Origin of the sequence: Kitasatospora sp. NPDC048296 (assembly GCF_043201815.1) — a bacterium.
Lineage (GTDB): Bacteria > Actinomycetota > Actinomycetes > Streptomycetales > Streptomycetaceae > Kitasatospora.
On record NZ_JBICZB010000002.1, the window covers coordinates 227,232 to 241,340 of the forward strand.

General features: G+C 72.2%; 10 protein-coding genes. 4 read left to right on the forward strand and 6 right to left on the reverse strand.

Going from position 1 to position 14,109, the window contains the following annotated elements:
• Positions 1-3 precede the first annotated feature (3 nt).
• The 3 genes from ACGF12_RS02765 (at position 4) to ACGF12_RS02775 (ending at position 3,554) form a co-directional block, all read left to right on the forward strand.
• Positions 4-957, forward strand: coding sequence for a M24 family metallopeptidase (locus tag ACGF12_RS02765; RefSeq protein WP_393024465.1), 954 nt, complete (start codon positions 4-6; stop codon positions 955-957).
• A complete protein-coding gene (locus ACGF12_RS02770) occupies positions 954-2,705 on the forward strand; it encodes an SDR family oxidoreductase (RefSeq protein WP_393024468.1) in 1,752 nt (583 codons plus the stop codon). Before ACGF12_RS02765 ends, ACGF12_RS02770 begins: the two co-directional genes overlap by 4 nt.
• 153 nt (positions 2,706-2,858) lie before the next feature.
• Positions 2,859-3,554: a hypothetical protein gene (locus ACGF12_RS02775; protein WP_393024471.1), complete on the forward strand. Its 696-nt coding sequence runs from the start codon at positions 2,859-2,861 to the stop codon at positions 3,552-3,554.
• Positions 3,555-3,822: 268 nt separating this feature from the next.
• On the opposite strand, the gene ACGF12_RS02780 is transcribed toward ACGF12_RS02775, so the two are convergent.
• The 5 genes from ACGF12_RS02780 to ACGF12_RS02800 form a co-directional block, all read right to left on the reverse strand.
• On the reverse strand, positions 3,823-5,004 hold the full coding sequence (locus ACGF12_RS02780) for an XdhC family protein (protein ID WP_393024474.1): 1,182 nt from the start codon (positions 5,002-5,004) through the stop codon (positions 3,823-3,825).
• Between the two features lie 91 nt (positions 5,005-5,095).
• Entirely contained in the window at positions 5,096-6,580 is a 1,485-nt protein-coding gene (locus ACGF12_RS02785; protein ID WP_393024477.1) for an NCS2 family permease, read from the reverse strand.
• Between the two features lie 306 nt (positions 6,581-6,886).
• On the reverse strand, positions 6,887-9,253 hold the full coding sequence (pucD, locus tag ACGF12_RS02790; RefSeq protein ID WP_393024480.1) for a xanthine dehydrogenase subunit D: 2,367 nt from the start codon (positions 9,251-9,253) through the stop codon (positions 6,887-6,889).
• Complete coding sequence (locus ACGF12_RS02795) at positions 9,250-9,741, reverse strand: (2Fe-2S)-binding protein (RefSeq protein WP_393024483.1); 492 nt, start codon at positions 9,739-9,741, stop codon at positions 9,250-9,252. The genes pucD and ACGF12_RS02795 overlap by 4 nt, the downstream gene beginning before the upstream one ends.
• Positions 9,738-10,625, reverse strand: coding sequence for an FAD binding domain-containing protein (locus ACGF12_RS02800; protein ID WP_393024486.1), 888 nt, complete (start codon positions 10,623-10,625; stop codon positions 9,738-9,740). Before ACGF12_RS02800 ends, ACGF12_RS02795 begins: the two co-directional genes overlap by 4 nt.
• A 426-nt stretch (positions 10,626-11,051) precedes the next feature.
• On the opposite strand from ACGF12_RS02800, the gene ACGF12_RS02805 reads away from it, so the two are divergent.
• Positions 11,052-12,659 (forward strand): PucR family transcriptional regulator, encoded by a 1,608-nt coding sequence (locus ACGF12_RS02805; protein ID WP_393024489.1) that lies wholly within the window; start codon positions 11,052-11,054, stop codon positions 12,657-12,659.
• Between the two features lie 76 nt (positions 12,660-12,735).
• Here ACGF12_RS02805 and ACGF12_RS02810 read toward each other — a convergent pair whose 3' ends face one another.
• Positions 12,736-13,875 (reverse strand): alpha/beta hydrolase, encoded by a 1,140-nt coding sequence (locus tag ACGF12_RS02810; protein WP_393024492.1) that lies wholly within the window; start codon positions 13,873-13,875, stop codon positions 12,736-12,738.
• Between the last annotated feature and the right edge of the window lie 234 nt (positions 13,876-14,109).

The following is a 14,109-nucleotide window of genomic DNA, read 5'->3' on the forward strand; positions in this document are numbered from 1 at the left end:
CCGATGCCCCCGATGGCGAATGCGATCCCGACGTTCCGCTACACCGAGCGCGACCTCGACCGCTTCCGCGAGACCCAGCAACTCGCCTACCACTGCGCCGAACAGGTCGCCGCCTGGATCGAACCGGGTGTCACCGAGCGGCAGGCCACCGCCGAGCTGCGCCGCCGCCTGGTCGCCGCCGGGGTGCAGGACTTCTTCCACGTCCCCTTCGCCTGGTTCGGTGACCGTACGGCCTTCCGGCACTTCCACACCCCGCTGCAGTTCTTCGCCGGCAACCGCCGCCTTGAGGAGGGCATGCCGTACGTGCTGGACTGCGCGCCCGTCGTGGACGGCTACACCGCCGACATCGGCTACGGCGGCAAGGTCGGCGAGAACAAGGTGTGGGACCGTCTGGCCGCCGACCTCAAGGTCTACCGCGAGCTGATCCTCGCGGAGGTGCGCGCCCGCAAGCCGCTCAACGAGGTGTACGCGGCCGTGGACGCGCAGATCGCCGCGCACGGCTACGACAACCGCCACCAGGTCTACCCGGGGCGGGTGATCGGCCACCAGGTCACCCGCACCACCGTGCGCGGCCCGGCGGGGGTGAACGTCTTCGGCTTCGGCGTGCGCACCCTGCAGACCCTCGGCCGCGAGCTCATCTCCGAGCGCCTGCACGGCCGTTCGCCGCTGTGGGCGGACGGCCGCTCGTCCCGGCACGCGCCCACGCCGGGCCTGTGGGCGGTCGAGCCGCACATCGGCTTCCGCGGCGTGGGCATCAAGTTCGAGGAACTGCTGGTGGTCACCGAGGGCGACGCCTACTGGCTCGACGACGACCTCCCGCACGTCCGCCGCTGGACCGCCACCGACGAGCCGGCCGCCACCGACGAGCCGGCCGCCACCGACGAGCCGAGCACCGCCCAGGCCGCCGCCCAGCCGACCGCCACCGACGAGCCGACCGCCCTGGAGGCCACCCGATGACGACTCCGACGACCCCGACGCCCCCGATCCGCCGCCGGACCGTCCACTCCGGCGGCCTCCCGCTCGCCGTCTTCGAGCAGGGCGACCCGGAGGCCCCCACCGTCCTCCTGGTGCACGGCTACCCGGACACCCACGCCGTCTGGGACGACATCGCCGCCGATCTCGCCCGCGACCACCACGTGGTCCGCTACGACGTGCGCGGCGCCGGCGAGTCGGGCGTCCCCGCGGACCGGAGCGGCTACCGCCTGGAGCAGCTCGCCGACGACCTGTTCGCCGTCGCCGACGCGGTCAGCCCGGACCGCCCGGTGCACCTGCTCGCCCACGACTGGGGCTCGATCCAGTCCTGGGAGGCCGTGACCACCCCCGGCGCCGAGCGCCGGATCGCCTCCTACACCACCATGTCCGGCCCGTCCCTGGACCACATGGGCTACTGGCTGCGTCACCGGCTGCGCCGCCCCACCCCGCGCCACCTCAGGCAGCTGCTCCACCAGGGCCTGCACTCCTGGTACATCACCGCCTTCCACCTGCCCTTCCTCGCCCCCGCCGTCTGGCGCCTCGGCCTGGCCCGGGCCTGGTCGCGGGTGCTGCGAGACCTGGAGCACGTCACCCCGCGCGCCGACCACCCCCAGCGCACGCTGCGCCGCGACGCCGTCCGCGGCATCGAGCTGTACCGCGCCAACTTCCGCCCCACGATGGGCAGTCCGCGCGAGCGGCCGACCGAGGTGCCGGTCCAGTTGATCACCCTCACCCGGGACCGCTACGTCGGCACCTACCTCTCCGAGGGCCTGGAGCGCTGGGCGCCCGAGCTGACCCGACGCACGCTGCACGCCGGCCACTGGTCGGCGCTGCTGGAGAAGGGAGCCACCGTGGCCGGCATGGTCCGCGAGTTCACCGCCCGGATCGAGACCGGCAGCACGGGCGACGCCCGAACCGCCGAGGGCGACGGCCGGTTGGTGGTCGTCACCGGCGGCGGCAGCGGCATCGGCCGGGCCACCGCGCTGGCCTTCGCCGAGGACGGCGCCCGGGTGGTGGTCTGTGACCTCGACCTCGCGGCCGCCGAGCGAACCGCCGAACTCGCCTCGCTGATCGGCCCGACGGCGCACGCCTACCGGGTGGACGTCTCCGACGGCGCCGCGATGGACGCCTTCGCGCAGACCGTCGCCGCCGAGCACGGGGTGCCCGACGTGATGGTCAACAACGCGGGCATCGGCCACTCCGGGACCTTCCTGCAGACCACCGAGAAGGAGTGGCAGCGCGTCCTGGACGTCAACCTCTGGGGCGTGATCCACGGCTGCCGCGCCTTCGGCACCCTGATGGCCGACCGCGGCCAGGGCGGCCACATCGTCAACGTCTCCTCGGCCGCCGCCTACCTGCCCGCCAAGGCGCTCACCGCGTACGCCACCAGCAAGGCCGCGGTGTTCATGCTCTCGGACTGCCTGCGCGCCGAGTTCGTCGGCCACGGCATCGGCGTCTCCACCATCTGCCCCGGCATCGTCAACACCAACATCACCCGCACCTCCACCTTCTCCGCGACCACCGCCGCCGAACAGTCCGCCAAGCAGGCCCGCGCCGCCAGGCTCTACGCCCGCCGCGGCTTCCCGCCGGAGAAGGTGGCCGCCGCCGTCGTCGGCGCCGTGCGCACCGGCAAGCCCGTCGTCCCGGTCACCCCCGAGGCCAAGGCCGCCCGCCTGCTCTCCCGCCTCAGCCCCGGCCTGCTGCGCCTGGCCGCCCGTCTGAACGTGACCTGAAACCGCACTGGGGCCCCTGCCGCCGCAGGGGCCCCAGCAGTCCCGGCAGCCCCGGCGACATCAGGAGTTGCAGCTTCCTGCCAACGCTCTCGGACCCGGTGACCGGCCACCCTAGGCTTACCGGCAGGTAACTCACGAGGGTGAACAGGGACTGTGAAGAAGCGTCTGGTTTCGGTAGCGCTCGGTGCGGCCGGTCTGCTCATGGCGATGGCCCCGGGGGCCGTCGCGGCACCCGCCGCCGATGCATCGAGCGCCCGAACCTGCGACGGTGTGACGCTCACCGGCTCGCTGCCGGTCCCGCCCGCGGGCATGTCGGTCCAGCAGACGGTGACGATCGGCTCGGACTGCAAGCCGCAGGAGGGCCCGGTGACCTACGTCCCGGCCGCTGCCCCGACCACCCGCACCGCCGCCGCCAAGGCCCTGGCGGCGGGCACCACCGCCACCGGCCACCGCCGGATCACCAGCGCGAACGAGATGTACGACTGCTGCAACATCCGGATGACCGGTCTGTACGCCACCTCCGACTGGAACACCGCCGACGGCCAGATCACCACCGCGGCCACCACCGTGACCCAGGGCTTCAACCGCGAGCCGTGGAACGCCGGCTGGTCGGTGGCCTCCGCCACCAACAGCGACGACTGCACCACCAACTGCGCCGTGGTCAACTCCCAGGCCCACGCGGACTTCTCCTACAAGGGGATCTTCGACGTCACCGGCAACTGGTACGACAACACCCACCACACGTACCTGACCCTCAACCCCGACCTCACCTACTCCTGCACTTTCGACGTGCAGCTGCGCCACACCTTCGTCGGCTGGAACTGGCAGCGCGGCTGCCAGGTGCAGTAGTCCCCGACACCCCCCGATCCCAGCGGTCCGCGGCGGCAGGCCCAGCCATCGCGACGGCGTCGGGCCGACGGACCCCGGAACGGTCCGCCGACCCCGCCGTCCCGCTGACCCGGAAGGCCTCCCGGTCCCGCTCCCCGAGCGGCACCGGGAGGCCTTCCGTCGTCCGCTCCCGTCGGCGGCCGTCAGCCGCCGAACCGGCGGCGAGTCCGTTCCTCCGGAGCCCCGCCGCCCGGCGGGCACGCAGCGTGACGTTCACGCAGTGCGACGCTCAGGCCGCGTGCGTCCGGGGCGTCCCGGCGTCCTCGGGAGCGGCCGCCACGTCGTGGTGGATCGGTCCGTTCCCGGCGCTCAGCGGCAGGCAGCTGCCGCCGCGCCGGTGGGCGACGATCTCGGCGGCGACCGAGACCGCCGTCTCCTCGGGGGTGCGGGAGCCCAGGTCGAGGCCGATGGGGGAGCGCAGCCGGGCGAGTTCGGCGTCCGTCAGCCCGGCCTCGCGCAGCTTGGCCTCCCGGTCGCGGTGGGTGCGGCGCGAGCCCATCGCGCCGACGTAGCCGACCGGCAGCCGCAGGGCGCGCTCCAGCAGCGGGATGTCGAACTTGGCGTCGTGGGTGAGCACGCACAGTACGGTGCGCCCGTCGATCCGGCCGAGCTGGGAGTCGAGGTAGCGGTGCGGCCAGTCGACCACCACCTCGTCCGCCTCGGGGAAGCGGCGCGTGGTGGCGAAGACGGGCCGGGCGTCGCAGACCGTGACGTGGTAGCCGAGGAACTTGCCGATCCGCACCACGGCGGCGGCGAAGTCGATCGCGCCGAAGACCAGCATGCGGGGCGCGGGCACGTAGGACTCGACGAAGCAGGTGACGGTCCCCTGCTCGTGCTCGTCACAGGGCCGCCCGTCCAGGCCGAGCACGATCCGGCCGGTCCGTCCGGCGTCCAGCATCGCCCGGGCCTCGGCGACGAGCGCCCGCTCCAGCGCGCCGACGGTGGACGGCCCCACCGAGAGCGCCCCGCGGACGCCGTCGGCGGTGACCGAGAGGGTGGCGCCGAGCAGCCCGGCCGGTCCGGCGATCACCCGGGCGAGCGCGACCGGGGTCCCGGCGGCGATGAACGCGAGGCCCGCGTCCATGCCGGGGTCCGCCCCCGGCACGACCGGCTGGACGAACACGTCGAGGATCCCGCCGCAGGTCAGCCCGACCGCGAAGGCGTCCTCGTCGCTGTAGCCGAAGCGCTCCAGCACCGGCTCGCCGCTCTCGATCGCGGCCTGGCACAGCTCGTACACCGCGCCCTCGACGCACCCGCCGGAGACGCTGCCGACCGCCTCCCCGGCCGCGTCCACGGCCAGTGCCGCCCCGGGGTCGCGCGGGGCGCTGCCGGAGACGCCGACCACGGTGGCCACGGCGAAGGAGCGCCCGGACGCGTGCCAGGCCTGCAGCTGCTCGGCGATGTCCTGCATGTCTGAGGCTCCTTACACGGTTTCGACAGTAGCGGGAGAGCCGCCGTACGGGAAACGATCCCGTACGGCGGCGGTGGTGCGTACGGGGTGCCTAGTGCACGCCCAGCCAGGACTTGATCGGAGTGAGCGCGAAGTAGAGCACGAAGACCGCGGTGAGGATCCACATCAGCAGCCCGGGCTCGCGCCACTTGCCCTGGCCGGCCTTGATGACCGAGTACGAGATGACGCCGGCCGCGACGCCCGCGGTGATGCTGTACGTGAACGGCATCAGCACGCAGGTCAGGAAGGCCGGGATGGCGACCTCGCGGTCGGACCAGTCGATGTGCCGGGCCTGGCTCATCATCATCGAGCCGATCACCACCAGGGCGGCGGAGGCGACCTCGACCGGGACGATGCCGGCCAGCGGCGAGAAGAACAGCATCAGGGCGAACAGTCCGCCGGTGACGGTGGAGGCGAGGCCGGTCCGGGCGCCGTCGCCGACCCCGGTCGCCGATTCGACGAAGACCGTCTGGCCGGACGCGCCCGCCAGGCCGCCGACCGCGCCACCGGCGCCGTCGATGAACAGCGCCTTGGACAGGCCTGGCATCCGGCCCTGCTTGTCGGCCAGACCGGCCTCGGTGCCGACGCCGATGATGGTGGCCATCGCGTCGAAGAAGCCGGCCAGGACGAGGGTGAACACCGCGACCGAGGCGCTGATCGCGCCCATGCCGTGGCTGCCGAAGGCACCGAACAGGTCGACGTGGCCGAACAGGCTGAAGTCGGGCGCGGAGACCGGGCTGCCGGGCCACACCGGGACGGAGTTCTTCCAGGCCGAGGCCGGTACGTGGGCGACCTTGTTGACGATCATCGCGAGCACGGTGCCGCCGGCGATGCCGATCAGGATCGCGCCCCGGATGCCGCGCGCCATCAGGACGAAGATGGCCAGCAGGGTGACGCAGAAGATCAGCACCGGCCAGCCGGTCAGCTCGCCGGCCGGGCCGAGCGAGAGCGGGGTGGGGCCGCCGGTGTGCATGAAGCCGGCCTTGTAGAGGCCGATGATCGTGACGAACAGGCCGATGCCGATGGTGATCGCGTGCTTGAGCGGCAGCGGGATGCCGTTCATGATCTTCTCGCGCAGCCCGGAGACCACCAGCAGCACGATCAGCAGGCCGTAGATCACGCACAGGCCCATGGCCTGCGACCAGGTGGTGTGGGGGACGACGAGCGCGGAGACCGCGCCCGAGACGGAGAGCCCTGCCGCCAGGGCCAGCGGCACGTTGCCGACCAGGCCCATCAGGAGGGTGGTGACGGCGGCCGCGAGCGCGGTGGCGGTGGTCAGCGCGGCGTGGTCGAGCTTGACGCCGTTGACGTCCGCGCCGCTGAGGATCAGCGGGTTGAGCAGGATGATGTACGCCATCGCCATGAACGTGGTCAGGCCGCCGCGCAGTTCGTTGGCGAGGGTCGAGCCGCGGGCCGAGATCTTGAAGTACGCGTCGAGCGCGCCGTTCGGGCGTGGTGCCGGGGACGAGGGGCGGGTCTCGTCCCCGGCGGGTCTGTCTGCTTCGGTGGTGCCGGGCTCCGTGGGGATCCTGGTCATGTCCACTCCCAAGTGTCAAAGGGGGTTGGGGTGGGCGAGCCGACCTGACTGCCAGTCAACGAAGTTGGCACAGGGGGACGGTATCGACTCACTGTGGGGGGCACTCGTCGGGGAGTGCCAGCGGTGCAGATGAGGGTGGTGCGCACCACTGCGGAACCCCGGCGTGGGCAGGGCAGCGGGTGGGGGAGGCCCCCGGGGCGGTGGGGAAGACGCGTCACCGCCCCGGGGAGGTCCGTACGTCCGGAGGGTTGCGGAGGCATCCGGAGCCCTCCGGGGTTCGTGCTCCCGGAGGTCGAACTGCCGGGATCAGCCGGGCTGTTCGGTGGTCAGGTGCTCGGGCCGGACCGGGATCCGGTTGAGCGCCAGGCCCGTGGCGTTGCGGATGGCCGCCACGATCGAGGGCGTCGCCGACACGGTCGGCGCCTCGCCGACGCCGCGCAGCCCGTACGGGGCGTGCGGGTCGGGAAGTTCGAGGACGTCCACCGGGATCGGCGGAGTGTCCAGGATGGTGGGGATCAGGTAGTCGGTGAAGGAGGCGTTGCGCACCTTGCCGTCCCGGACGATGATCTCCTCCATCACCGCGAGCCCGAGCGCCTGGGTGCAGCCGCCCTGGATCTGGCCGACCACGGAGAGCGGGTTGAGCGCCTTGCCGACGTCCTGGACGGCGGTCAGCTCGACCACCTTGACCAGGCCCAGCTCCACGTCCACGTCCACCACCGCGCGGTTGGCGCAGAAGGTGTACTGGACGTGGCCGAAGCCCTGGCCGGTCTCCTTGTCGAAGGCCTGGGTGGGCCGGTGGTGGTGCTCGCGGGTGAGGTCGATGGCCTCGTCGCCGAGCAGGTCCACCATGGAGACCAGCACACCGGCGCTCTCCGAGACGACCTTGCCGCCGGCCAGTGTGATGTCCTTGTGGGTCCAGCCGTAGCGCCGGCGGCCCTTCTCGACCAGCTCCCGCCGGACGGCCTCGGCGGCCAGCTTCACCGCGCCGCCCGTCATGTAGGTCTGGCGCGACGCGGAGGTCGAACCGGCCGACCCCACCTCGGTGTTGGCCGGGTGGATGGTGACCTGCTCGACGCCCAGCTCGGTGCGGGCGATCTGGGCGTGCACGGTGACGCCGCCCTGGCCGACCTCGGCCATCGCGGTGTGCACCATGGCGACCGGCTCGCCGCCGATCACCTCCAGGCGCACCCGGGCGGTGGAGTAGTCGTCGAAGCCCTCGGAGAAGCCGACGTTCTTGATGCCGACCGAGTAGCCGACGCCGCGCACGATGCCCTCGCCGTGCGAGGTGTTGGACAGCGCGCCGGGCAGCGCGCGGACGTCCAGGTGCGCGGTGTCCAGCGGCGGCGGCAGCGGCATCTCCTTGGCGCGGCGCAGCAGTTCGGCCACCGGCGCGGGCGAGTCGATCTGCTGGCCGGTGGGCATGAAGTCGCCCTCCGACATCGCGTTCAGCTGCCGCAGCTCCACCGGGTCCATGCCGAGTTCGGCCGCCAGCTTGTCCATCTGCGACTCGTAGCCGAACGCCGCCTGCACCGCGCCGAAGCCGCGCATCGCCCCGCAGGACGGGTTGTTGCTGTAGAGCGCGATGGCGTGCATCCCGACGTTCGGGATCACGTACGGGCCGTGTCCGAGCGAGGCCGCGTTGCCGACCACGGCGGGGGAGGCGGAGGCGTACGCGCCGCCGTCCAGCACGATCCGGCAGTCGGCGAAGACCAGTCTGCCGTCCCGCGTCGCGCCGTGCTCGTAGTGCATCCGGGCCGGGTGGCGGTGGACGTGGCCGTAGAAGGACTCGTCCCGGGAGTAGACGATCTTGACGGGCTTGTTGGTGTGCTGGGCCAGCAGGCAGGCGTGGATCTGCATCGAGATGTCCTCGCGGCCGCCGAAGGCGCCGCCGACGCCGGCCAGGGTGAGCCGGACCTTCTCCTCCGGGAGGTCCAGCACCGGGGCCATCTGCTCGCGGTCCACGTGCAGCCACTGGGTGGCGATGTAGAGGTCGATGCCGCCGTCCTCGGCGGGCACCGCGAGGCCGGACTCGGGGCCGAGGAAGGCCTGGTCCTGCATGCCGACCTCGTAGTCGCCGCTGACGATGACGTCCGCCATCGCCCGCACCTCGTCGGTCACGCCGAGGCCGGAGACCAGCTTCTGCTCGTGGCAGATGTTGCCGTACGCGTGCGACTTGTACTCGTGCGGCTCGTGCACGTACCCGTGGGTCTCCGGGTCCAGGCACTGCTCCTCGGTGACGATCGGGGTGAGCACCTCGTACTCGACCTTGATCTTCTTCACCGCGCGGCGGGCCGTCTCCGGGTGGTCGGCGGCGACCAGCGCGATCGCCTCGCCGTGGTACCGGATCTTGTCGATGGCCAGGGCCGGCTGGTCCTGGATCTCCAGGCCGTAGTACTTGGCGCCGGGGATGTCCTCATGGGTCAGCACCGCGTAGACGCCGGGCACCTTGAGCGCCTCGGAGATGTCCACCGAGAGGATGTTCGCCCGGGGGTGCGGCGAGCGCAGCGCCATACCCCACAGCATGTCCTCGTGCCACAGGTCCGACGAGTACGCGAACTCGCCCTTGACCTTCAGGTTGCCGTCCGGGCGCAGCGGCGAGCCGCCGATGCCGTCCTTGGACGCCTGGTTGATGTTCTGCAGGTTCTTCTGACCCTGGATGGTACGGGCAGTCATGCCGAACCAGCCCCCTCACCGGCGCACTTGCGGGCGGAGGCGAGCCGCACCGCGTCCATGATCTTCTCGTAGCCGGTGCAGCGGCACAGGTTGCCCGACAGCGCCTCGCGGATGTCGTTGTCGCTCGGCTGGGCGTCGCGCTCCAGCAGCGCGTCGGTCTGCACCAGCAGGCCCGGGGTGCAGAAGCCGCACTGGACCGCGCCGGCGTCGATGAACGCCTGCTGGACCAGGCCCAGTTCGCCGTCCTCCTCGGCCAGGCCCTCGACCGTGCGCACCTCGCGGTCCTGCACCTGGCCGGCCGCGACCAGGCAGGAGCAGACCGGCACGCCGTCCAGGTAGACGGTGCAGGAGCCGCACTCGCCCTGCTCACAGGCGTTCTTCGAGCCCGGCAGGCCGACGCGCTCGCGCAGCACGTAGAGCAGGCTCTCGCCCTCCCACACGTCGTCGGCCTCGACCGGCTTGCCGTTGGCGGTGAACGTGACCCTCATGCCGCGCTCCTGATCTGCTTGCTGTAGTCGTTCCAACACCACGTGAGGGTGCGGCGGGCCATCACGGCCAGCGCGTGCCGCCGGTAGTCGGCGGTGCCCCGGACGTCGTCGATGGGGGAGGCGGCGGCCTTCACCAGCTCGCCGAAGCGCTGGATCACCTCGGTGCCCAGCAACTCGCCGGACTGCCAGAGCCCGCGCTCGGCGAGCACGCCCTGCAGGTACTCCTCGGCCTCGACGGCGCGGCGCGGCGTGGGGGCAGCCGAACCGATACCGGTGCCGACGGTTTCGTTCCTGGGGTGCAGGGCGAAGCCGAACGCGCAGACCGCGATCACCATGGCGTTGCGGGTGCCGATCTTCGAGAACTGCTGCGGGCCGTCCGCGACCGGGATGTGCACGGCCCGGATCAGCTCGTCCGCCTCCAGGCAGTTGCGCTTGACACCGACGTAGAACTCGTCGATCGGGATCATCCGGGTGCCGCGCACCGAGGCCGCCTCGACGAACACGTCCCGCCCGGCCGCCAGCAGCGCCGGGTGGGAGTCGCCGGCCGGGGAGGCCGCGCCCAGGTTGCCACCGACGCCGCCGCGGTTGCGGATCTGCGGCGAGCCGACGGTGTGGGCAGCCAGCGCGAGCCCGGGCAGCGGCCCGGACAGCTCCGCGATGATCCGGGCGTACGGGACGGAGGCGCCGAGCTGGACGACATTGCCGTCGTTCGTCCATTCGGTGAGCTCGGTGACGCGGTTCAGGTCGAGAATCGCGGATGGCCGGTGCACGTCGAAGTTCAGCTCGACCATGACGTCCGTGCCGCCCGCGATGGGCAGCGCGGTCGGGTACTCAGCCTTCGCCGCGAGAGCCTCGTCCCAGGTGGCGGGCCGAAGGAACTCCATGCGGGTGTCTCCTCAAGTCTTCGCCTACCGGGTGTCCGGTGGCGTGTCGCCCAGTGAACTCCTGTGACGGGGGCCACTGGCAGTCACCGATGGCATGAAGCCCCGGCTGTGGTCCCGCCCGGCATCCTGTACGTTCCTCTAAGGGAGACAATCCCGCAGCCCAGGTGTTCGCCGAGTGCTACCTACGACCGTAATCCGGCCGTGACGGACGGTCTACGGGCTCGTGACCCGGTGGCCCGCTGGTACGTAACGCCGAGCACTGATGTTCGGGCACACTGTCACCCCCGGACCGGACGTCCGACCATCGCTTCCCCCCGATCAGGCCCCCTGATCCCCGTCCCAGCCGTCGTTCCAGCCCTGCTCAAGCCCCCTGTTCCAGCCTTCTGTTCCAGCCTTCTGGTCCAGCCCCCCTTAAGGAGTCCGCGGATGCGTGTCCGTGACCTGCTCGCCCCCGGCGCCCCGCGACTGCGCCTGCTCGCGGCCGAGGAGGAGCTGGACCGGCAGGTCAGCGGCGTGATGACCACGGACCTGCACGACCCCGGCCGCTACCTGCACGGCGGCGAGCTGGTGCTCACCGGGATGCTCTGGCGCGGTGGCCCGGCCGACTCCGAGCGCTTCGTCCGGACCATCGCGGCCGGCGGCGCGGTCGCCCTGGCGGCCGGCGAGGCCGAGGTCGGCCCGGTGCCCGAGGACCTGGTCGAGGCCTGCCGCCGGCACCGGATGCCGCTGCTGGCCGTCCCCGACGACATCGCCTTCGGCACCGTCACCGAGTTCATCGGCCGTCAGGTCTCCGCCGACCGCGCCGCCGACCTCGCCGCCCTGGTCGACCGGCACCGGCTGCTGGTCTCGGCGGCCGGCGGCGGCGGGCTGGACGCCGTGCTGGACCTGCTCGGCGGCGACCTCGACCTGGACTGCTGGGTGCTCACCCCGACCGGCGCGGTGATCGCCGGCCCCGCCGACCGGCTCACCGCCGAGGACCGCGACCAGCTGGTCCGCGCCCACCTCGCCGCCCAGCGCCAGCGCCGCCGCCCCCCGCACCGGGCCCGACTGGCCGGCGGCGCCTACTCGCTGCTGCCCGCCGCGGCCTCCGCCGAGCACGAGGCGCCGCAGGCCGGTTGGCTGCTGGCCGACTGGCTGCTCGTAGTCGCCGGCGACGTCACCGAGTGGACCACCAAGCGCCAGCAGCTCGCCGACAACCTGGCCCGGCTGGTCGCCGCCGAACGCCACCGCCGGGACGAGGGCCGCCGGTTGCGCCGCCGCCTGGCCGACGAACTGCTCGCCCTGCTGCGCCGCGACGCCGACCCGGCGGAGATCAGCCGCACCCTGTACGCCTCCTCGGCGATGGCCGCCCGCTACGAGAGCCCCGAGCCCAAGTCCCAGCCCCAGGACGACTCCTGGCTGGTGCTCAGCGCCGAGGGCACCGGCCTGCCGGACGGCACGGTGCGGGCCGTCCTGGAGGAGGCGCTCGGCGGCACCACCGACCGCGCGCTGGTCGCCGGCTCGGGCAACGGCGCCGTGGTGGTGCTGCCCGCCCTGGACAGCCCGGTGCCCGCCGACACCCTGCGCGACCTGCTCGCCCCGCTGGAGGCCGGACTCGGCTCGGAGGGGCGGATCACCCTCGGTGTCTCCGCCCCCGCCTCCGAGGCCGGCGGCCTGCGCGGGGCCCTGGAGGAGGCCCGGCACGCCCGCCGGATCGCCGCCGCCCGGGTCGGCCGGGTCTGCGTGGCCGGCCCCGAGGAGCTGGCTTCGCACGTGCTGCTGCTGGCCGCCGTCCCGGACGAGGTCCGCCGCGCCTTCCGCAGCCGGCTGCTGGACAAGGTGATCGCGTACGACATCGAGCACCAGGCGGACCTGGTGCGCACCCTGGAGGCCTTCCTGCGTTCGGACGGCTCCTGGACCCGCTGCGCCGGGCAGCTGCACGTCCACGTCAACACCCTGCGCTACCGGATCGGCCGGATCGAGGAGTTGACCGGGCGGGACCTCTCCCGGCTGGAGGACCGGGTGGACTTCTACCTGGCGCTGGAGCTGGCCTGACGGCACCCGGCCCGGGAGAACGCCGAGGGCCCGCCGCGAACGTTCGCGGCGGGCCCTCGGTCGTGCTGACGGTCGGCTACTGAGCCGGGATGATCGTGGTCAGCCACTCGAAGGCGCTGGGGACCATCCGCTTCCACATGTCGGTGGTGTGCGGGCCGGTGCTCTCCTCGACCTGGACCTTGGTCGGATCCTTGGCCACGGCGGCGATCGCCTGGCCGTCCTCGTAGCCGTCGCCCTTGGCGCCGCTGACCAGCAGGGCGACCTTCGGCGGCTGCTGGGCGGTCTTGAGGATGTTGACCGGGTTGTTGGCCTCGCGCAGCTTCGCGTCCTTGCCGACCAGCGAGTCCGGCTCGCTCGCCGGGTCGTTGTAGCCGGACATCGCGATGCCGGCGCGGTAGCGGTTCGGGTGGGCCAGCGAGAGCTTGGCGGCGCAGTGGGCGCCGGCCGAGTAGCCGGCGATCGCCCAGCGGTCCGCGGACGGGTCGGCGCGGAAGTTGTCCATCACCATCTGCGGGACGTCGCGGGTGATCCAGGCGTCGGCGTTGATCTTGCCGGGGATGTCGGTGCAGCCCGCGTCCTGGTGGCTGCCCAGCAGCAGCGTGCGCGGCGAGACCAGGATGAACGGCGCGACCTTGCCCTGCTGCATCAGCGGCTTGAGCTGCTCGGACACCTTGAGGGTGCCGTACCAGGTGGAGGAGGAGCCGGGGTAGCCCGGGATCAGCTCGACCACCGGGAACTTCTTGTCCTTGAACGCCGGGTCGTTGTACTGCGGCGGCAGCCAGACCAGCACCTCGCCGTCGACACCGGAGACCTGGCCCTTGAGGTCGGTCTTCTGGACGTCGCCGGGCACCGCCGGGTCGTTCACGCCGCCGAACTTCTGCAGCACCTTCGGGGGCTGCTTGCCGGCGTCGCCGGACTGGCCGTTCTGGGCGTTGCCCCCGGCCGGGTCCGCCGGCGGCACGGAGGGCACCGCTCGGACGTGGTCACCGGTGCCGAGCAGGTCGTCCCAGTTGCCGTAGATCAGGTTGGCGTTGTTGACCATCACGAAGACCATCAGCACGGCCGTGACCTGACAGAACATGATCATGACGATCCGGGAGAGGACCTGCACCGGATGGGGGCCGCGCACCTTCCCCCAGAACAGCAACGCCACTGTGATGGAGACCGGCACAAGGATGACGGTGAGGATGAAGAATGGCGTACCTGTCAGTTCCATCAAGTTCTCGTATCCGGGTCGCTCGCCGTCCGGGCCCCACTCGCCCGGACGCACGTCAATGGCATCAGACGGCTGAGAACCGGTGATCGGTTGCCGTCCGAATCTGTGCGGAACCTGAGAGGAACATCACGTTACGGTGATGCCCCAGCTTCGGATCGGCGCCTAGTCTGCCACCCGGACGGCCGTGGTCCGGACCAGATGTTCAGCGAACTACCAGGAAGGTCCCCCGGGGCA

What these genes read in the sequence shown, in the direction of transcription:
- ACGF12_RS02780 (WP_393024474.1), bottom strand. Translation starts at nt 5,004, where the DNA reads ATGCAGGACATCGCCGAGCAGCTGCAGGCCTGGCACGCGTCCGGGCGC.
- ACGF12_RS02795 (WP_393024483.1), bottom strand. Translation starts at nt 9,741, where the DNA reads ATGAGGGTCACGTTCACCGCCAACGGCAAGCCGGTCGAGGCCGACGAC.
- pucD (WP_393024480.1), bottom strand. Translation starts at nt 9,253, where the DNA reads ATGACTGCCCGTACCATCCAGGGTCAGAAGAACCTGCAGAACATCAAC.
- ACGF12_RS02770 (WP_393024468.1), top strand. Translation starts at nt 954, where the DNA reads ATGACGACTCCGACGACCCCGACGCCCCCGATCCGCCGCCGGACCGTC.
- ACGF12_RS02785 (WP_393024477.1), bottom strand. Translation starts at nt 6,580, where the DNA reads ATGACCAGGATCCCCACGGAGCCCGGCACCACCGAAGCAGACAGACCC.
- ACGF12_RS02765 (WP_393024465.1), top strand. Translation starts at nt 4, where the DNA reads ATGCCCCCGATGGCGAATGCGATCCCGACGTTCCGCTACACCGAGCGC.
- ACGF12_RS02810 (WP_393024492.1), bottom strand. Translation starts at nt 13,875, where the DNA reads ATGGAACTGACAGGTACGCCATTCTTCATCCTCACCGTCATCCTTGTG.
- ACGF12_RS02800 (WP_393024486.1), bottom strand. Translation starts at nt 10,625, where the DNA reads ATGGAGTTCCTTCGGCCCGCCACCTGGGACGAGGCTCTCGCGGCGAAG.
- ACGF12_RS02805 (WP_393024489.1), top strand. Translation starts at nt 11,052, where the DNA reads ATGCGTGTCCGTGACCTGCTCGCCCCCGGCGCCCCGCGACTGCGCCTG.